Annotated in this window: 14 protein-coding genes; 6 read left to right on the top strand and 8 right to left on the bottom strand. The window is 59.9% G+C overall.

Features of this window, described 5'->3' with window-relative positions; translation table 11 throughout:
• Positions 1-600 precede the first annotated feature (600 nt).
• The 5 genes from BUE38_RS21865 to BUE38_RS21845 form a co-directional block, all read right to left on the bottom strand.
• A complete protein-coding gene (locus tag BUE38_RS21865) occupies positions 601-3,441 on the bottom strand; it encodes an FAD-binding and (Fe-S)-binding domain-containing protein (RefSeq protein ID WP_073437368.1) in 2,841 nt (946 codons plus the stop codon).
• Positions 3,442-3,550: 109 nt separating this feature from the next.
• Complete coding sequence (locus BUE38_RS21860; protein ID WP_073437367.1) at positions 3,551-5,665, bottom strand: hypothetical protein; 2,115 nt, start codon at positions 5,663-5,665, stop codon at positions 3,551-3,553.
• Positions 5,666-5,914: 249 nt separating this feature from the next.
• Complete coding sequence (locus tag BUE38_RS21855; RefSeq protein WP_073437366.1) at positions 5,915-6,568, bottom strand: LutC/YkgG family protein; 654 nt, start codon at positions 6,566-6,568, stop codon at positions 5,915-5,917.
• Positions 6,565-7,995 carry a LutB/LldF family L-lactate oxidation iron-sulfur protein gene (locus tag BUE38_RS21850; protein WP_073437365.1) on the bottom strand — a complete coding sequence of 477 codons (1,431 nt, stop codon included), beginning with the start codon at positions 7,993-7,995 and terminating at the stop codon, positions 6,565-6,567. The genes BUE38_RS21855 and BUE38_RS21850 overlap by 4 nt, the downstream gene beginning before the upstream one ends.
• Complete coding sequence (locus BUE38_RS21845; protein ID WP_084542094.1) at positions 7,992-8,747, bottom strand: (Fe-S)-binding protein; 756 nt, start codon at positions 8,745-8,747, stop codon at positions 7,992-7,994. Before BUE38_RS21845 ends, BUE38_RS21850 begins: the two co-directional genes overlap by 4 nt.
• 362 nt (positions 8,748-9,109) lie before the next feature.
• Here BUE38_RS21845 and BUE38_RS21840 point away from each other — a divergent pair, with 362 nt between their 5' ends.
• The 3 genes from BUE38_RS21840 to BUE38_RS21830 all read left to right on the top strand — a co-directional run bounded on the left by BUE38_RS21840 (position 9,110) and on the right by BUE38_RS21830 (position 13,330).
• Positions 9,110-9,883: a GntR family transcriptional regulator gene (locus tag BUE38_RS21840; RefSeq protein ID WP_073437364.1), complete on the top strand. Its 774-nt coding sequence runs from the start codon at positions 9,110-9,112 to the stop codon at positions 9,881-9,883.
• Between the two features lie 3 nt (positions 9,884-9,886).
• Positions 9,887-11,782: a sensor histidine kinase gene (locus BUE38_RS21835; RefSeq protein ID WP_073437363.1), complete on the top strand. Its 1,896-nt coding sequence runs from the start codon at positions 9,887-9,889 to the stop codon at positions 11,780-11,782.
• Between the two features lie 162 nt (positions 11,783-11,944).
• Entirely contained in the window at positions 11,945-13,330 is a 1,386-nt protein-coding gene (locus BUE38_RS21830) for a sigma-54-dependent transcriptional regulator (protein ID WP_073437362.1), read from the top strand.
• 26 nt (positions 13,331-13,356) lie between these two features.
• Here the strand turns inward: BUE38_RS21830 and BUE38_RS21825 are convergent, their stop codons facing one another.
• The 3 genes from BUE38_RS21825 to BUE38_RS21815 form a co-directional block, all read right to left on the bottom strand.
• Positions 13,357-14,055, bottom strand: coding sequence for a metal-dependent hydrolase (locus BUE38_RS21825; RefSeq protein ID WP_073437361.1), 699 nt, complete (start codon positions 14,053-14,055; stop codon positions 13,357-13,359).
• 303 nt (positions 14,056-14,358) lie between these two features.
• Positions 14,359-14,904, bottom strand: coding sequence for a gamma carbonic anhydrase family protein (locus BUE38_RS21820; RefSeq protein ID WP_073437371.1), 546 nt, complete (start codon positions 14,902-14,904; stop codon positions 14,359-14,361).
• Between the two features lie 67 nt (positions 14,905-14,971).
• Positions 14,972-16,315 carry a sodium-dependent transporter gene (locus tag BUE38_RS21815; protein WP_073437360.1) on the bottom strand — a complete coding sequence of 448 codons (1,344 nt, stop codon included), beginning with the start codon at positions 16,313-16,315 and terminating at the stop codon, positions 14,972-14,974.
• Positions 16,316-16,488: 173 nt separating this feature from the next.
• Here BUE38_RS21815 and prlC point away from each other — a divergent pair, with 173 nt between their 5' ends.
• The 3 genes from prlC (at position 16,489) to BUE38_RS21800 (ending at position 20,224) form a co-directional block, all read left to right on the top strand.
• Positions 16,489-18,537 (top strand): oligopeptidase A, encoded by a 2,049-nt coding sequence (gene prlC, locus BUE38_RS21810; protein WP_073437359.1) that lies wholly within the window; start codon positions 16,489-16,491, stop codon positions 18,535-18,537.
• 82 nt (positions 18,538-18,619) lie between these two features.
• Complete coding sequence (locus tag BUE38_RS21805) at positions 18,620-18,868, top strand: YheV family putative zinc ribbon protein (RefSeq protein WP_073437358.1); 249 nt, start codon at positions 18,620-18,622, stop codon at positions 18,866-18,868.
• A 375-nt stretch (positions 18,869-19,243) separates the two neighbouring features.
• Positions 19,244-20,224, top strand: coding sequence for a TAXI family TRAP transporter solute-binding subunit (locus tag BUE38_RS21800; protein WP_073437357.1), 981 nt, complete (start codon positions 19,244-19,246; stop codon positions 20,222-20,224).
• Positions 20,225-20,306: the final 82 nt, after the last annotated feature.

The following is a 20,306-nucleotide window of genomic DNA, read 5'->3' as shown; positions in this document are numbered from 1 at the left end:
ATATTTCAGTGACTTCGTCACTGACTCATCGGCAAGCGCCCACATGAATTACCTGATCAAATTGTTAAAGAGCCGCTCCTGTTGACTGGAGCATCCCGCTGAATTTGCTTCGTTTTGCGAAGCGCCCTGCGAGGAAGGCGTATTCTACAGAACCGGAGGATTTCGTCAACCTCTTTTTTCGTGTTGCTCGCCGTTCCGTGGAACCAGCGAACCTCGAAGCCGAGGGGCGAATCCGTGATCACTCAGCAGTGCCGAGCGAACCCCGATTCAGTGGGTGCGCATTCTACCGAATCCGGCGAGAATGTCAAGCGGTGATTTTCAAGAAACACTTTCAAATCAACCACTTCTACCACCCTTCACCGCTTGCGACGTTTGCTCGTCGCCAGCAGCGGATGCGTACTTTACGGATTTCGAAGGCACCCTGCAAGACCCTTCTGTAAAAAAGTTTCAGGATCATGTCAGCCCGGTGAATTCTGTTGGAGGCTGTAAGTGAAGAGCCGTAAGCGGTAAGCCGTTCACAGACACCACCCGCCCTGCGGCAAGGCTCTCCTCCGCAGCAGGCGGTGAGAACAACAACCGGCTCTGGTTTTTACTTACAGCTTATAGCTTAGAGCTTGGTGCCTGACTCACTCGATCGAGTAGGTCGAGAACAGAGTGGTAGGTAATCCCGGAATGCTGAGTCAGCCCTATCTCACAAGTGCGTGAGTTGGAAACCCCGAAGGCACAGGCAGATACCTGGGAGGCTAGCCCGTCCAGCGCCGAAGCATTCAACTCAGGAACCCTGAACCCCTTGTCCCCGGCAAAACCACAGCAACTGATGCCTTGCGGCTCGACGACCTCACGTGCGCAGGCCTGAGCCAGAGCGATGAAACTGTCATGCAATCCCTTGCGATGGGCCGAACATGTGACATGCACAGCGACACTCTCGTTCAGCGGCGTCAATTGCAGCCGATTGAGCAGATAGTCATGGGCAAAGGCAACCGGGTCGCGTACCTCGAGGCGTTCATCCAGGTGATCGAGAATCTGCAGGCTGCAGGGGCTGGTATCGAAGAGTATCGGTAGCCGGCCATTCTGACTGGCGACCAGCAGCTCACGATTCAGCTCACGGGCCTTGTGAGTCGCCTCGTTATCCATACCCTTCGATGAGAAGGCCATACCGCAACAAAGGTGTCCCGGCATTTCCGGGATCACCACATCATAGCCGGCCTTGTCGAGCAGGCGCAGTACGATATCCATGGCGGCACGGGAGTCGGCATCACGGCTGTCGGCGCCGAACACGCGAGTAGCACAGGACGGGAAGTACACCACCTGATCACGGTAGCCTTCCTGTCTCACCTTGTGGAGCATGCGGATCGGCGCCGCTTCCGGCATCGCAGGCGACCACTGAGGCAACCGGTCACCACTGGCCCGGTGCATCCAGCGGCTGGCTCCTTCCATGGCCCCATCCCCCAGAATACGTCGCCCCACACTCAACAGACGCAGCCCGGTTCGAGCCACTCGAGTGGTACCGGAGAAATGGTGGCCAATGCGTCTTGCCAGTGGTGCCTTGCTCAGATGCCGCTGTTGACGCAGTGCCAGCACCAATTCACCGGTGTTGATATCCACCGGGCAGCGAGTCGAACACATACCATCGGCGGCACAGGTCTCGTCGATCAGGTAATCGGCCTCACGGCGGGAGAAGTCCGCCAACCACTGCTGCTCCGATTCATCGGGGGCGGTCAGCGCCTCGAGCCGCCCTCTCTCCCGCGCCAGCACAATACGTTGCCGCGGCGTCAGGGTCAGATCTCGCGAAGGGCAGACTGATTCACAGAAACCACACTCGATGCAGCGGTCGACGAGCTCGTGCACCACCGGCAACGGTTTGAGATTCTCGAGATGCAGTGTCGGGTTGCGACTGAGCATCACTTCCGGGTTGAGCAGTTGCAGAGGATCGAACAACGCCTTGATCTGCCACATCAGTTCATAGGCATCGCTCCCCCACTCCAGTTCGACGTAGGGCGCCATATTACGACCGGTCCCATGTTCGGCCTTGAGTGACCCGCCGAACTCTACCGCCACCAGACGAGCGACATCATCCATCAGTGCTTGATAACGCTCGATCTCGCCCGGCTGTTCAAAGCCCTGTGGAAAGACGAAGTGCAGATTGCCTTCCAGCGCATGACCAAACAGGATGGCATCGCTATAACCATGTCGATGGAAGGCCGCTGTCAACGCAGCGACTCCCTCTTCGAGACGCTCGATGGGAAAGGCCACGTCCTCGATCACCACGGTGGTACCAAGGGCACGCATCGCACCCACTGCCGGAAACAGCCCCTTACGGACCTTCCAGTACATGGCATAGGTCTCGGTACAGTCAGTGAAGGTTATCGGGTCGAGGGTGGTTATCCCTTCCAGCGCTCGACCGACCTCGTCGATGGAGGAGTCCAGGACATTGGCATCCTCTCCTCGCACATCCACCAGCAGCGCGGTGGCCTCCGGCGGCAGATCCCGTAGACGCGCCGGCATTCCGGGCGACCGCTCCACAGAGCGCAGCGCTGCTCGATCCATCATTTCCACCGCGGCAACAGGAGCTGAACGAAGGGCCATGGTTGCTCGGCAGGCACTGCTCAGGTCGGGAAAGAACATCAGGGCAGCCGCCTTGCATGGCGGCTCGGGGACACTGTGGTAGGTAATGCTGGTAATACAGCCCAGGGTGCCCTCGGAGCCGATCATCAGATGCGCCAGAATATCGATGCCATCACGAAAATCGACCAGGCTGTTGAGCGCATAACCAGTGGTGTTCTTGAGCCGGTACTTGTGGCGGATACGCCGGGCAAGCTCAACATCCGTACGCGCATTGGCCGCCAACCGCTCAAGACCATCCAGCAGCGCCGCATGACTTTCGCGAAATTCAGCCACGCTTTGAGGGTCCGTGGTATCCAGCACACTGCCATCAAGCAGCATGACTCGCAGCCCCGCCAGGGTGTGATAGCTGTTCTGGGCCGTGCCACAACACATCCCGGAGGCATTGTTGGCGGCAATACCGCCAATCATGCAGCTATTGATCGAAGCAGGGTCGGGGCCGATCTTGCGCCCGAGAGGCGCCAGCAGCTGGTTGGCCCTGGCACCAATAACGCCTGGAGCGAGACGAATGCGAGCACCACCATCCAGTACTTCAGCATCACGCCAGCCTCGACCGAGCTGGACAAGTACTCCGTCCGTCACCGCCTGGCCCGATAGCGAGGTGCCTGCGGCGCGGAAGGTCATCGGCCAGCCTCCCTCTCGACATTCCTCGATGACAGCCAACAACTCGACTTCATTTTCGGGACGCACTACCAATGCCGGCACCAGTCGGTAGAAGCTGGCATCGGCTCCATAGGCCAGTCGGCGCAGGGAATCACGTACCAGTCGCTGCGCCGGGATGCGCTGACCAAGCGTCTCGGCCAGTGCATCGACTGTCATCCGCGGCTCACCAGTAGTGATTGCCCTCATCATCAAGCCCCTTGCTATCCATCTCACCAACAAAAGCGCCACTCCGAAGAGTGGCGCTGGCAGGTCACGCGTCGCTGAATCAGCCTCTCACGTCAAGCTGAACCAGTCCACTTCCGCCATCATAGCCGGTCACCGTAATGGTGTAGGTGCCGGGAGACAGGGTCGTCTCGATCATCGAGCCCAGGTCAGTGCTGCCACCATCGTCGTCATCATAGCGCACCCCCTCACCTTCCAACTGCAGCAGGGTATCGACCGTGGAGGACTGTGTCTCGACACTGATGGTGCGCTGCTCCTCAAGCACCAATTGATAGGTCAGGGCTCCACCGGGTTCCAGTTGACCACGGATGCTGTCACCGACCTGAACTTCACCCTCGGACTGGATTTCACCTTCAAACGGTTCGGCACCCAGACTCAGGGTGAACATGCCGCTACCACTGTAACTGGAGGCCCCAACCTCATAGGTACCCGGCTCGAGCACGGCCTGAATCTGCGAATCCGTCCCGCTGCCGAAGTCATCATTGCTCAGGTTGGTGTTGTCGCCGGTCAACTCGAGGTAGGTATCGAACACCGGAGACGCCATATCCAGCGTCACCATGGACAACTGATCGATAGTGAATTCATAGGTGTTGTAACCCGACGTGGACAGATTGCCCTGCACCGACTGCCCGACCTCGATCTCACCGCTATTGAGCAGTTCCCCATCGAAGGGCATGACTGCCGTACTGAGCTCATACATGCCACCGCTCATGCTGCCACTGTAGCTGGACACCTCCACCTGGTACTCACCAGGTTCCAGGGTAGCCGTCAACCGTGAGTTGGTGGAACCGTCGGTGGCGCCGTCATCATCGCTCAGCGAGATACCATTGCCGTTCACATACAGCATGGTGTCGAAAGCGCTGGACGCAAGGTTGATCTCGACGTTGGCAGGCTGCTCGAGATTCAGGGTATAGATGTTGCCCCCGGACTCGGTCATGCCCTGAACCGTCGTATCCGGCTCCAGCGCACCACTGTTGAGCAGTTCGCCATCAAAGGGAGTGGTGGAGAGCCGCAGCTCATAGTCACCGAAGCTTCCCCCGTAGCCGGAAACATCCACGCTGTACTCGCCGGGCATGAGGACGCTCTCGATACGGGAGTCGGATCCTACGCCTGCATCATCCGAATGCAGGTTGGTCTGCTCACCATAGATATCCAGCACGGTGTCGAAGCTCGATGAGCTCAACACCAGATCGATCCGGGTCGGCTCCTCGATGGACAGGGTATAGCTGTTGGCACTGCTCGACATTCCATCCGGAGTGGTCGGAGTTTCCAGGACTCCGCTGATCTGGTCACCATTACGCAGCGGGCCATCATTGCGCTCGCCACGCGACAGGTCGGCCTCGACCATGTGCAATCGATAGCCATCACCGATACTGGCAACATTATCGCTGCACTCCACGTCGACTTTCTCGCGCGCAGGTCGCCCGGGGACCACCGTTACCTCGTAGTCACCCGCATCGAGGAATGCCTCGAGTGTCTGCTGAGCATCGCCGCAGAGCTTGCCTGTCTCGGAGACTTCTGCGCCGTTCAGATTGAGCGTTGCATCGCGCACCCCGGTCAGCGTCAGTGTCACGCGACGCGACTCTTCGAGGCTGAAGGTGTAGTTGTTGTTCTCCTCGCCGAGATGGCCGGCGACCGACTGACCATCGGCCAATGCCTTGCCGGCATCGTTGGCCACGGGCTCAAGGGTGTAGGGGCCAAACTCGGCCATATCCTTTCCGCTGACAACGACCAGAGAGCATTCCTCTACCGGAGCGACCAGCAATTCCGCCGGCAGCTCATCGGTGGATTCTGCACGGCCCAACCAATCACCGGATTTGTCGAAGACACTGACAGAGCCCTCGAAAGGCGCGTCAAGACGATAGAGAGTGCCCTCGGCAGCATTTCCGGCGGACGGACACAGCCAGTGCTGATCACGGCGCGAGCCATCCTTGAGATTGACCTGGCTGGCCGAACTGAGCTCGCCCTTCAACAGGTCGCCGGCAGCGACTTCAGGAGCCTCGACATTGAAGCCGGACGACTCATCCACCTCACTATCCTGTTGCTCCTGGCAGCCCACCAATAGTGCGGCAGCCATGACACCACCCACCAGAGCGGCACGACGCACGGCCAGCGTTAATGGCTGCGTGGCATGAGTGGAACGTCCTTCATCAATCACTGCGCTATCTCCTTGCAAGGTTTGAGCCCCTGCTAGCGAAACCTTATATAAACGATATAGATGACCACCAACAGCATCTTAAGTCGGTAATAAGCGGCACTCTCGCAGAATCTATGCAGATTCGTGCACCGCCTGAGAACCGCTCATGTCCCTGACTCGGCTCTTATCAAGAGTTCAATACTCCACTCTATTGCCCTTGAATGACAAGTCCATGTCGCCAGACCGTGACAACTCTGCCTCGATGCGGCATCACTGGCGCAACAGCACTACCAGCTCCCGCGGCCCATGCACGCCATAGGCGAGGGTCTGTTCGATATCCGCTGTCTTGCTGGGACCGGAAATCAACAGCGCGTTGGTGGGCATTCGGTCTGCCCAGCCATGGCGGCGCATGACATCGAACAGGGTGTCGTCGATGCAGTCCGCATCCAGCACTGCAATGTGGATGGGCGGCACCAGACTCAACAACCGCGGCTCATCCACCGTCGGCCATAGCCACAGACTGCCGGTTTCGGCGATACCGCCCAATGTTGAGGTCAGGCCGGCGTCGACCTGCTCGAACAGTTCACGCCGCCAGCCGTCGACATCACGATCAACGTCAACCAGCTCGACATCACCTGCATCCAGCACCTCGCGGGCCTCGCGTGCAATGGCATGCTCACGCCCCAACGCCAGGCGCTCGACCCTCTTGTCCCTCAGCACTGTTGCCAGCACCCCGGTCCAGTTCGTGCTGGAGCAGTGGATCACCTCACCATGCACCGAACTGATCCAACGCTCGAAGTGCTCGACACGTTCCTGTCGAGTCCAGTTGCGACCGGTCACCACCGAGAAATCACTGACTGGCGCCTGCAAGGCTCCATCAGCGCGCTCACAGAGGCGCTGCAGGATACGCTCTCTTGCGCTCATGACCGACCCTCCTTGCGATATTGCTTGATCAACCGATGCAATGGCACTGCCGCCGGTTTTGGTGCCGTCCGGTACTCGGTCCAGGGACCGATATGGGCTGGTGCAAGTCCACGCAGTTTACCGATGATGCCCGTGGCACCGCGCCAGGCGGAAGGGTGAGTGGCCAACCACTGCCAGCTTTTCCAGGCGGCCACCTCCTTGCTGGTGCGCTTGCTGCCAGCCCCGGGGACATTGCCCCGCCCTTCTCCTACCGCCTCACGCCGCAGCCGTACCAGCAGATCCGGAATCGGAATCTTCACCGGGCAGACTTCTCCACAGGCGCCGCATAGGCTGGAGGCTGTGGGTAAGTCGCGGGTGGCGTCCAGCCCCATCAAGTGAGGCATCAGAATCGAGCCGATTGGACCCGGGTAGGTGGTGCCATAGGAGTGGCCACCGACGCGGGTGTAGACCGGACAATGGTTCATGCAGGCACCACAGCGAATGCAACGCAGGGTGTCGAGCAACTCATCATCCTGGTAGATGTTCGAACGGCCATTGTCGACCAGCACCAGATGCACTTCACGGGGACCATCATGCTCCCCCTCCCTGCGCGGCGAACTGATCATGTTGAAGTAGGTCGTAACGTGCTGACCGGTCGCAGAACGGGTCAGCAGAGCATAGAGCGGCGGTACATCAGCCAGGTGCTCGACCACTTTCTCGATACCGGTTACCGCGATATGTACCGGCGGCACCGTGGTGGTCATACGTCCATTGCCCTCGTTCTCCACCAGGCAGAGCGTACCGGTTTCCGCCACGGCGAAGTTGACCCCGGAAACTCCGACATCAGCCGCCATGAACCGCTCACGCAACTGAGCGCGCGCCGCTGCGGTCATGGCATCCACGTCCCGAGTACGCTCGGTACCAGTGTTGTCATGCATGATGTCGGAAATTTCATCGGTGTTGAGATGAATGGCCGGCATGATGATATGAGACGGTGTCTGCTCGTTGAGTTGTACCAGATATTCCCCGAGGTCAGACTCAAGCGCCTCGATACCCGCCTTCTCGAGATGAGCGTTGAGATGCATCTCCTCGGACACCATCGACTTGCCCTTGATCACCGAGCGAGCTCCATGCCGCTGACAGATATCAGTGACAATGCGGCAGGCCTGTTCGCCATCCTCGGCCCAGTGCACACGAATACCATTGGCCTCGCAGCGTGCCTCCAGCTGTTCCAGTAGATCCGGTAGATGCGCCAGCGCACGCAGACGAATATTGGCCCCCAACTGGCGCAATTCCTCCAGTTGCCACTCGGCGAAGGCGTCCCGGCGCTTGTCCATCAAACCGTCCATGGCCTTGCGGAAGTTGGCACGGATCTGCGGATTGGCCAGGGCCTCTCGGGACTGGCGATGGAACTGCTGTGGGGTGAAGGTCTCGACTGGCTGGCTCATGAGGTTCTCCTCCACAGGTAGGAAGCAATGTGCTCACCAGCCACATCACTGCCACGATGGGCCAGATGGCCGCCGATATTCATCAGACAGCCGCAATCGGAAGTCACGAAATGCTCGGCGCCAGCCTGCTCTATCGCCTGACTCTTGTCCTCGACCATCGCCGCCGATACCTGCGGATGGCGCACAGCGAAGGTGCCACCAAAACCGCAGCATTCGGCGGAACGCACCTGTTCGACCAGCTCGACCTGACCCAACTGCGCCAGCAACGCCGGACCGGTGTCGGCCAACCCCATTTCCCGCCGTGCGCTGCAGGATGTATGCATGGCAACCTTCTCTTCGCCCCCCTTGTCTTCAAGCTTCAACTGACAGACATGTACCAGAAACTCGGTCAGCTCGAAGATGCGCGATGCAACGTCACGAGCCTGCTGTTCCTCGGGAGTTCCCGCAAACAGCGCTGGATAGTGCTTGCGCATCATGCCACCACAGGAGCCGGAGGGAACAATGATCGGCCAGGGTTCCGGAAAGAGGCCCAGTTGAGCACGAGCCACTTCTCGCGCCTCATCGTGATACCCCGAGGTGTAAGCCGGCTGGCCACAACAGGTCTGGTTGTCGGGGTAGACCACCTCGATACCTTCACGCTCCAGCAGACGCACGGCATCCAGGCCTGCCTCGGGAAAGAACATATCGATCAGACAGGTACCGAAGAGATAGACCCTCTCCGGGCGCGGTGGATACAACTTGACAGGGGTCATCAGCGAGTCCTCGTTGGCGGCACGGCTTACGACTATCGTTGTTATGTAAACTGTCGGTGCTGCGCGGGCGGGAAGCCTACACACAGAACTTGGTAAATTGGTAAAACCAATTAACAGTTAAAGTCCGGGGCACCTTATGGTGCCATGGACTGGAGTGTCAAACACTCTTCCGGCATTGTGCGCGCAATCAGGCCTGAACTTTAGTATAAGCTCTTTACATCGCTTTCCATGCCATTGAAGAGAAAGGTTTTTTCGTAGCGTTGAGGATAGTACCTTTCTACCAAATATTGGTATTACCAATTTATAACCGCTACCATGGCAGGAATCTCTCTTCATCCCATTGCCTGTGCAGGATAGCGCCCATGTCCTACCAACCCCTGCGCCAGCCCCGTCTGGCAGATGTCATAACCGAGCGCCTCGAGGCGTTGATTCTGGAAGGCAGCCTGACACCAGGGCAGCGTCTCCCTCCGGAACGTGAGCTGGCCGAACGTTTCGGGGTATCGCGCCCATCCCTGCGTGAGGCAATCCAGAAGCTGGCCGCCCGCGGACTGCTCGTCAGTCGCCAGGGCGGCGGAACCTATATCAGCGAGTCCCTCAACAGCGGCTACAGCGATCCGTTACTGGAAATGCTCGAGCGTCACGGTGAGTTTCATCTTGACCTGCTCGAATTCCGTGATGCCATGGAGGGACTTTCCGCCTACTACGCGGCCATGCGCTCCACCCCCACCGACAAGGCCCTCCTCCTGCAGCGTTTCGAGGAACTGGAAGCCTGCTTCATCGGTGAGAATCCCCACAGGGAAGCCAAGGCCGATGCGGCCTTCCATATGGCGATCGCCGAATCCGCGCATAATGTCCTGCTTCTGCACACTATTCGTGGCATCTTCCACCTGCTTGAGCGCAGCATTGTCGATAACCTCGCTCACCTGTTCGAGAAACCCGACTCGAGGCCCAGACTGATGGAACAACACCGAGCCCTGCTCAACGCCATTCTCGAAGGGCGTCCGGAGGATGCACAGCGATTGGCCCACGAACACCTGGTATTCGTCGAAGAGAACCTGCTGGAGATGGAGCGCGCCGAAACCCGCGCCCAACGTTCGCTGCGCCGAGCTCAGGTCATGCCGCCAAGGTCACGCTGAGACATGCCATTGCCACGCCACTCTTCACGTCGCCGCACCTCACGTAAAGTGCTGTGGCTGCTGATTCCCGTCGGCTTCGCGATCGTACTGTGGCAGACGGCTCAGGTGGCTCGCGAATCAGCACTGGATTCACTGCAACAGGATGCCGAGGATGAGCTGCGACTCTCCGCCGTCGGCCTTACCGGACACCTGTCACGGCACGAATACCTGCCCGAGCTGCTGGCCACGCGTGAAACCGTCAAGCGCTACCTGAGCGGGTCACCTGACCAGGACATGATGCCGCTCAACCTGTTGCTCGACCGCTTCCGCAGTACCACCGGGGTCTCCGACATCTATCTCCTCGACAGCCGGGGCACTACGGTAGCGGCCAGCAACTGGCACAAACCGGACACCTTCCTCGGCGTGAACTATCGGTTTCGCCCTTACTACCAGGCGGCCATCGCCGGCCATCAAGGGCGCTTTCATGGTCTTGGTGTCATTTCCGACAACCGCGGTTACTACTTCTCCTCTCCGGTGTGGCTGGATGATCTCAATCCAGACGCAGCACCGGTTGGCGTCATGACCGTCAAGGTGCTTATCGATGATATCGAGTCAAGTTGGCAAAGCCCGGATACCGAGCTACTGATTGTCGACCAGAACGGTGTCGTGTTCATGGCCAGCCACCCCGAGTTGCGACTACGCTCACTCGACCCGACCAGTGACCAACGCCGAGAGGAACTGCGCTCCAGTCGCCGCTATGCCGACGAATCTCTACTCGCCACTGGACTCAAGGAAATTGAACGCCTTGGCGAAGACAGCCGACTGATCACTTTCACCATAGGTCCGTTCAAAGGGCGCAATTACCTGAGCCGGACCAGCGATTTGCCCGAGCTCGGCTGGCAGATGCACATCCTCAAGCCGCTGACACCGGTGGTCGAAGCCCAATGGCTGGCGATGCTGCTTTCCGGCGGGCTCTACGGCATCCTCGTCCTGGGTGTCGGCATCGGCTGGCAGCGCCACCGCCTGCGTCGCGAACGGGAAAAATTTGCCGCCCGCGAGCGCGCCACCCTCGCCCAGGCGCGGGATGAGCTGGAGCGCAATGTCGCCTCCCGTACCCAGGACCTGGTCGCCGAGATCGAGGAACGGCGACGGGCCGAGGCCAACCTGCGCCAGACCCGGGACGAACTGGTACAAGCCGCCAAGCTGGCGGTACTGGGTCAACTGGCGGCAGGCATCAATCATGAGCTCAACCAGCCACTGGCAGCAATTCGCGCCTATGCCGAGAATGCCCGAGCCTTCATGGCCCGCCAGCAGTGGCAGACTGCCGATGCCAATCTCGAGCAGATCGTCGAGCTGACCCGGCGCATGGCCGATATCAGCGCGCAATTGCGCCAGTTCTCACGCAAGAGCGGCGACCACCCCAGTGCCGTGTCGGTCCCGTCCTGTTTCGACTACGCCCTGCGACTGTTTCAGGCACGAATCAATGAGCATGCCGTCGCGATATGTCACCAGACCGGTGACGAAGAACTGTGGGTCATGGCAGACCTGGTGCGCCTCGAGCAAGTACTGGTCAACCTGATCAGCAATGCCCTGCAGGCAATGAGTGACACCGAACACCCCTGCCTGACCCTCGGTACCTGCCGAGAGGACGGCCTGGTGAGAATCTGGCTGGATGACAATGGCCCCGGCATTCCCGAGGACCAGCGCCAGCATATCTTCGAGCCCTTCTACACCACACGAGCCCCCGGCTCTGGCCTTGGTCTCGGTTTGTCGATCTCGGCGCGCATCATCGACGACTTCGGCGGTCGCCTGGCGGTCGCTCAATCGCCGAGTGGTGGGGCACGCTTCATCATCGTACTGCCCGAGGCACCGCAAGGAAGCCACCAGCCGGCGACACCGTCGTCTTCGACCGCCAGTTGAGGGCCGCTCTTGATACACTCGCTAAAGGCCATGTTTTCAAAGCCCGTTGAAGGTTATGTTTTCAAAGCCCGTTGAAGGTTATGTTTTCAAAGCCCGCTGAAGGCTATGTTTTCAAAGCCCGCTGAAGGCTCTACTCCCCACTACCGCCAGGAAGCCATCGATATGGACGATACTTTTCCCGTAATGGTCATCGACGATGAGGCCCACCTGCGCATCACCGTTGGCCAGACACTGGAGCTGGCGGGGTATCAGCCACAGCCCTTCGAGAGCGCTCAACAGGCCCTTGACCATCTCGACCGCGACTTCTCCGGGGTGCTCATCAGCGATATCCGTATGCCCGGTATGGACGGCATGGCGCTGTTGCGAGAAGTGCGCCAGCGCGACCCTGACCTGCCGGTGGTACTGATCACCGGACACGGCGATATCTCCACTGCAGTGGAAGCCATGCGCGAAGGTGCCTGGGACTTTCTCGAGAAACCCTTTTCGAATGAACAGCTGGTCGAAGTGGTGCGGCGCGGCATCGAAAAACGACGCCTGAGTCTCGAAAACCGCTATCTAAAGGCCGAACTGGAAGCCCAACAGTCCGCGCCCGGCCCACGACTGGTCGGCAGGACCCCGGTGATCAAGCGCCTCGCCTCGATGGTGCAACGTATCAGCCAGGTGGAAGCCGACGTGTTGCTGTTCGGAGAGACCGGATCCGGCAAGGATCTCGTGGCGCGTGCCATTCACGAGCGCAGTGCCCGCAGCGCCCATCCCTTCGTTGCCATCAACTGTGGAGCGGTACCGGAGAGCACCATCGAGTCGGAGCTGTTCGGTCACGAGAAGGGAGCCTTTACCGGCGCTGTCGAACGGCGTATCGGCAAGTTTGAATACGCTCAGGGCGGGACTGTCTTCCTCGACGAGATTGAATCGATGCCGCTGGCACTGCAGGTGAAACTGCTACGCGTGCTGCAGGAACGCATGGTCGAGCGGCTCGGCAGCAATACACCGGTCGAACTGGATATCCGCGTCATCGCGGCGACCAAGGTCGACCTCAAGGCCACTGCCGAGGCCGGTGAATTCCGTGAGGATCTCTACTACCGCCTCAATGTCGTGACCTTACCGATTCCCCCGCTGCGTGAACGACTCGAGGACATCCCGCTGCTGTTCCAGCATTTTGCCGCTGTCGCAGCCAGTCGCAGCGGTATGGAAGCCCCACCGCTGGATGCCGGCTCGGTATCGGCACTACTGGCCCATGATTGGCCAGGCAACGCCCGTGAGCTGCGCAACCTGGCCGAGCGCTATGTACTGCTCGGCGTCACCTGCGACTACCGGCTCGACAGACTGATGGAAGGCACCGACAGCGATTCCGGCGAGCTTCCGTTACCCCGCCAGGTCGAGCTGTTCGAGAAGCAGTTGATCAGCCAGTCCCTGGTCCACCACCAGGGACGTATCAGTGATGTGTGTGAACAGCTGGGGGTTCCGCGCAAGACACTCTACGACAAGCTGCGCAAGCATGATCTCAAGCCTGACCACTATCGCCATCACGATAGAGAAGCGTCACCATGACAGGCAAGGCTGGCCCGCCCTGCATATCAGATCGGTAACGACCGCGGTACCAGACCGAACAATGCCGAGGCAGTGCCTTCTGCCATGCGGTAAAGCACATCAAACTCCGGCAACCATGGCAGCATCAGCAGGGCCACCCCGCACATGGCCAGGCTGGCGAGCGGATAGTCGAGCTCCACCGGTTTCAGCGCCGTGCCAAAGGAGCGCTTGAGTCGCGCACCACTCAGATCGACGCTGTACAGTTCATCAAGTAGCAGGTGAATGACGAAGCCCGCCAACAGCGCCAGGCCATGGGCCCAGGCCAGCGCGTCCGGACGCTCGAACACCCGAAAGCTGACCGCACTGGCCACCAGCGCACAGGTCAGAGCAGCCAGCAGCGAATGCCAGACACCACGGTGTACGGTAAAGCGCGCAAAGACCGCACTGGCCAGATAACGCACTGCCAGATAGATGGCACCACAGACCAGTACCAGCACACCCGCCATCAGTTGATCCTGCAACATCACCGCCGCAGCCACCACGGCGGGAATGGCCAGCAGATTGAAGATCAGTCGGATCGATGTCGAGGTATCGGAGTCGATGTCCGGGAGAATGCCACCGAAGGTAGTCAGAGCCAGAACCGGCAAGCTCTGCATGAAATCCCATAGCCCCGCCTGCCATCCAGCGTGAGCAATCAGAGCGCCGCCCGCGGCGGCCACACTGATGTGGGTGCGAAAATTGGCCATACCGGACGATATCCTGATGCTGTTGAAAACCATGGACCCAGCAAACTACTGGATAAATGACCATGATTATCGCCCTGGCGTTCAATAAAAAACAAATAGTTGGGGGAATTTATTGTCGAGAGGCCGAATGAGAGAGTCGAGCTACGAGCCTCGAGTACCGAGTCGTTCAGTGCCGCGCCGTGGGTCACAGACAAGCCCCCAGTGGATTCGACACTCCACCTGGGGACGAGATCTGCCGGGAGCATAGGTCGCCGGAGCCGCTCGTAGCTCGTAGCTCGTAGCTCGTAGCTCGTAGCTCGTAGCTCAGCCTGCCAGATACTGATCCTTGAGCTTTACGTAGTTGCCCGCGGTATAGGGGAAGAAGCGGCGCTCCTTGTCCTTGAGCGGACGCAACGCCTTCGCTGGATTCCCGGCATAGACATGGCCACTCTCGAGACGCTTGCCGGGAGGCACCACGGCGCCGGCGGCGATGATGACCTCATCCTCGACCACTGCACCATCCATGACGATGGCTCCCATCCCCACCAGAATACGATTGCCGAGGGTGCAGCCATGCAGCACCGCCTTGTGGCCAATGGTCACTTCCTCACCGATGGTCAGAGGAAAGCCATCAGGGTTGAAGTCACTGGCGTGGGTAATATGCAGCACACTGCCATCCTGCACACTGCTGCGAGCGCCAATGCGGATACGGTGCATATCGCCACGAATCACTGCCATCGGCCACACCGAGCAGTCATCACCGAGCTCGACATCTCCCAGTACCATACACTGGGGATCGATATAGACACGCTCACCAAGGCGTGGCGAAGTGCCCTGCCAGGACCTGAGTACCGGGTATTCGGGAGTCATCATCGGTTCTCCTTCTCCCTCCGCGCGATAATCGGCGACGACCGCACGGAGCAAATGGGTGCAGCGGTTACTTGAACAGCGGACTGATCAGCAGTATCACCACCATCGGAATCGACACCCAGCGTACCACGGTGCGCCAGACACGGAAGCCGTTGGGCCCGGCATCCAGGGCACGCAAGGCCTCCTGCTCCGGCATCACCCAGGCGGCAAAGATAGCAATCATCAGGCCTCCCAGGGGCAGGAACACTTCCGGCGGGATGGTGCTGATCAGATCGAAGAAATTCATCTTGCCGATCACATGGAAATCGCTGAGCGTCGAGAACGAGGCCACACACAGCAAGCCCACTACCCACACGCAGATACCCACCACCAGCGCGGCCAGCGGACGCTTGAGGCCCCAGCCCACCAGGGTCGAAACCATCGGTTCGGCCAGGTTGATCGATGAAGTCCAGGTCGCCAGCAACAGCAGCAGGAAGAACAACCCCAGCCAGAAGGCGCCCATCGGTAGGTCGGCGAAGGCCACCGGCAGGGTAACAAAGACCAGTCCCGGGCCTCCGGCGGGATCCATGCCCTGCGTGAATACCACCGAGAAGATCGCAATGCCGGCCAGCAACGCCACCAGCACATCCAGCACCGCAACAGCCGCAGCAGCCCCCGGCAAGCTCTGGTGATCCGGCATGTAGGCGCCATAGGCCATCAAGGCGCAGGCGCCTACAGCGAGGGTAAAGAAGGCATGGCCCATGGCATGGACAAAGACCATCGGCGTGACGGCGGAAAAATCAGGAGTGAACAGCCACGCCAGCGCCGGACCGAAGCCATCCATGCTCATGGCGTGGCCAGCAAGAATGATCAGCAACAGATACAATGCCGGCATCAGCAGGTTATTGAGCCGTTCCAGCCCCTTGGACACCCCACAGGCCACCACCGCCATGGTCATGACCAGAAACAGGGTGTGATTGAAGGCCATGCGTGATGGATTGGTCAGGAAGGCATCGAAATAGGCCCCGATCTGGGGGCCTGTCTGACCATTGAAGTCACCACGGAAGGCACTGACCATGAAGTCGATCGACCAGCCGGACACCACCGAGTAGAAGGACAGGATGCAGAATACGGTGAAGGCGCCGAACAATCCCAGCCAGCGCCAGCTGGTATTGCGTCCAGCACGGCTGGCCAGGTAGCCGAGTGACTGCATCGGACTACGCCGGCCAGCTCGACCGATCATGATCTCCGCCATCATCACCGGCAGGCCAAGGAGCACCACAAAGAACACATACAGCAGCAGGAAGGCAGCTCCGCCATTCTCGCCGGTGATGTAGGGGAATCGCCAGATATTTCCCAGGCCTACCGCCGCCCCCGTCACGGCGAGAATAAAGGCGCGGCGCGAACTCCAACGTTCCAGCGTCTGATTCATCTTGTTGGTGTGCCCCACTAAGCTTGTCAAAGGATGTGCTTTTCAAAGGCGGCAAGACTAGCACATTGAAACCGGTGCCAGGTGCCCACATCTTCAACTCATCACCCACGTCATGCCCTGCCGCCGAGAGATCGGCGCGCTCATGACTGACAGACTCCAGCCAAGAGGTGCGTATGTCCCGCAACCCGCTGCTTGAACACCACACCCTTCCGCCTTTCGGCGACATCCGTCCAGAGCATGTCGGCCCTGCCATCGACACGCTTCTCGACGAGCTGCGTGCGAAAGTGGAGGCGCTGGTGGCACGCGCTGAGCAGCAGGCTCCTGACTGGGACAGCCTTGCTGCCCCGCTTGAAGCGCTCAACGACCGTCTGTCTCGAGCCTGGTCCCCGGTCTCGCACCTCAACGGCACCATGAGCAGTCCTGAACTGCGTGAAGCCCACGACAGCTGCCTGCAGAAGCTCTCCGATTACAGCACCTGGCTGGGCCAGCATGAAGGCCTGTTCCGCGCCTGGCAGGCGCTGCGCGATGGCCCTGCCTGGTCCAACCTGAATGAGGCCCAGCAGCGCTCCATCGAGAATGCCCTGCGCGACTTCCGTCTCGCTGGTGTCGACCTACCGACAGAGAAGAAGCAACGCTCGGCGGAGATTCGTTCGCGCCTGTCGTCGCTATCCAGCACCTTCTCCAATCAGTTGCTGGACGCCACTCAGGCCTGGTCGCTGGATCTCGAGGATGACAGCCGACTTGAGGGACTACCCGGCAGCGCCATGGCAACGCTGGCAGCCAATGCCGAAGCCAAGGGACGCCAGGGCTATCGCATCACCCTCGACTTCCCCAGTTTCTACCCGGTCATCAGCTATGCCGATGACCGTGAACTGCGTCGCGAGGTCTACACCGCCTATGTCACCCGTGCCTCGGATCAGGGCCCCAATGCCGGTGAATACGACAATGCGCCAGTGATCGAGGAAATCCTGCGCCTTCGCCAGGAGCTCGCCGGCCTGTTGGGTTTCGCCAACCATGCCGAGTATTCTCTGGCCACCAAGATGGCTGACAATGCCGACCAGGTACTGGGGTTCCTCGATGATCTGGCCGCACGCGCATTGCCACAGGGACGAGAGGAGTTTGCCGAACTCGAGGCCTATGCACGTGATGAGTTGGGGCTGATCGACCTGGCGCCCTGGGACATCGGCTATGTCAGCGAGAAGCTGCGCGAAGCCCGCTACGCCATATCCGAGGAACAGCTGCGTCCCTATTTCCCGGCCCCGAAGGCGGTCGCCGGTCTGTTCGCCGTGGTCGAGCGCCTCTATGGTGTTCGTGTCGAGGAAGACCCTTCCGCCCCCAGCTACCATCAGGACGTCCGCTTCTACCGCCTGATCGAGAATGACACACCGATTGCCGGTTTCTACCTCGACCTCTATGCCCGTGAAGGCAAGCGCGGTGGCGCATGGATGGATGAATGCCGGGTACGCCGCCGCGAAGACGGCGAACTGCAGTTGCCGGTCGCTTATCTGACCTGCAACTTTACCCGTCCAGTAGGCAGTCAGCCTGCGTTGCTCACCCATGATGAAGTGACCACGCTGTTCCACGAGTTCGGCCATGGGCTGCATCACATGCTGACCCGCCAGGATATCGCCGATGTATCCGGCATCAACGGCGTGGCCTGGGATGCCGTAGAGCTACCCAGCCAATTCATGGAGAACTACTGCTGGGAGCGCGAAGGGCTGGATCTGATTTCCGGCCACGTCGAATCCGGGGAACCGCTACCCCAACCGCTGTTCGAAAAGCTGACTGCGGCGAAGAACTTCCAGTCGGCCATGGGAATGCTGCGCCAGATCGAATTCTCGTTGTTCGACTTCCGTCTGCACCTCGAGCTGGATGCTCCTTCCGCTGCCGAGGTGCAGGCCCTGCTCGATAACGTGCGCGAGGCTATTTCCGTGGTACCAAAAGCCGAGTTCAACCGTTTCCAGAACGGCTTTTCACATATCTTCGCCGGTGGCTATGCCGCAGGCTACTACAGTTACAAGTGGGCTGAAGTGCTGTCTGCTGATGCCTGGAGCGCCTTCGAGGAAAGCGGTATCTTCGATCCTCAGACCGGCTCACGCTTCCGCCGCGAGATTCTCGAGGCAGGCGGCTCGCGTGATGCAGCCGAGTTGTTCCGCGCCTTCCGCGGACGCGAGCCCAGTATCGACCCGCTCCTGCGCCACAGCGGCATTCGTGCCGCCTGACAGCAGATTTCGAGCCCGCGCCACCCATCCTGTCGCCACCGCCCAGGCATGTCGCCGGCGGTGGCACATCACCGGAGGCCCCATGGCCGTCAAGAAACGCTTCATCGCTGGTGTCGTCTGCCCTCGCTGCGCGGAAATGGACCGTATCCGCGCCTGGGAGCAGAACGGCATTCGCTATCGCGAATGCGTCAGCTGTGATTTCTTCGAACAACTGGCAATCGAGGACGATGCCATCGACGAGCTGAGCACAAGGGTCAACCAGTCTCGTGAGGCATCGCCGAACGATCAGGTCCAGCCAGTGAAGATTCTCGACCCAGGCAAGCGCCACTGACTCGTTTTCCTGCCATGCCAGACGCAGCTCCGCCGGGGCTGTGTCTGATAGCCCATCGGCCGAGAGCCATCCCGCCTCAACGCCTTCATCAAGGTGGCCCAGCCAGCGCGCCTGGCTGCCAGATTCGGCTCCCGCACCTCATTTTTGTGTGGAAATCCGCACACCTGACCCCATCAAACGTGCGAACTTTCAGAATTTCTCTGCTGTTATTGCTTCGACTTTCGTCGAAGAAATATATCCCAACAATTTGTTTCAAAAGGTAAAAAAAGGCAGTGGCACACCCCTTGCGCTTCTAAATGGTGTTATCCAGCGGCTTCTCGTCTTGAGGGCCGCGGTACGCCATAACCACAATCGCATCGCAATGGGAGATATTCCATGAGCACCACTACCCGGATCATCACTGGCGCGCTGGCTTCAACTCTGTTGATTGCCGGTACCGCCCAGGCCGACCGCGAAGACTGGCCCCAGAGCTTTACTGTGGGAACCGCCAGCCAGGGCGGCACCTACTTCGTCTATGGCTCTGGCTGGGCCAACATGGTGGCGGACGAGCTCGGCATCTCCGGCGGCGGTGAAGTGACCGGTGGCCCGACCCAGAACCTGGCACTGGTTCACGGTGGTGATGTCGCCTTCGGCCTGACCACCATGGGCCCGGCATCCGATGCCGTGGCCGGCAAGAGTCCGCTGGCCCCCGGTGTCGCCATGGACAACGTCTGTGCGCTGTTCCCGATGTACGAGACCCCCTTCTCGATCGCAGCACTCAGCGACAGCGGCATTACCTCGATCTCCGAAATCCCGGATGGCGCACGCATCGGCTTCGGTCCGGCAGCATCCACGTCCGATACCTACTTCCCGGCCATCCTCGAGGAGCTCGGGGTCGACTTCGAGCGTCGTAATGGTGGTTGGTCGGATCTGGGCGGTCAGCTCCAGGATGGCCTGCTGGATGTCGTCGCCTTTGCTGCGGGGATACCGATTCCTGCCGTCAGCCAGCTCGAAGTCCAGACCGACGTCAACATCATTCAGTTCACCGAGGAAGAGCAGCAGCAGGTCATGGACAAGTTCCCGGTGTCGCCCTTCGATATTCCGGCCAGCACCTACACTACCCTCGAGGAAGATGCTCGTGCGGTCTCGATGTGGAACTTCGCCATCGCCGGATGTGATCTGCCGGAAGACTTCGTCTACGAAGTCACCAAGGTCACCATGGAAAACAACGACAAGATGATGGACGTGCACCGCAGTGCCGCCACCACCATCCCCGAGAACATCGAATACAACACTGTGCTGCCGTTTCATCCGGGTGCCGTTCGCTGGTACGAGGAAAACGGCTACGAGATCGATCCTGAGCTGATCAAGCAATAATCGGATCGAGCGGTTATTGCTTGAAGGAGACGGTGTCCGGCAGCCCACTGCCGGACACCGCTCCTGACCCGCTGCTTACCTC

It is taken from the genome of Halomonas cupida, assembly GCF_900142755.1.
Lineage (GTDB): Bacteria > Pseudomonadota > Gammaproteobacteria > Pseudomonadales > Halomonadaceae > Halomonas > Halomonas cupida.
The sequence above is the reverse complement of the archived record's forward strand: the minus strand, read 5'-3'. Positions and strand labels throughout refer to the sequence as shown.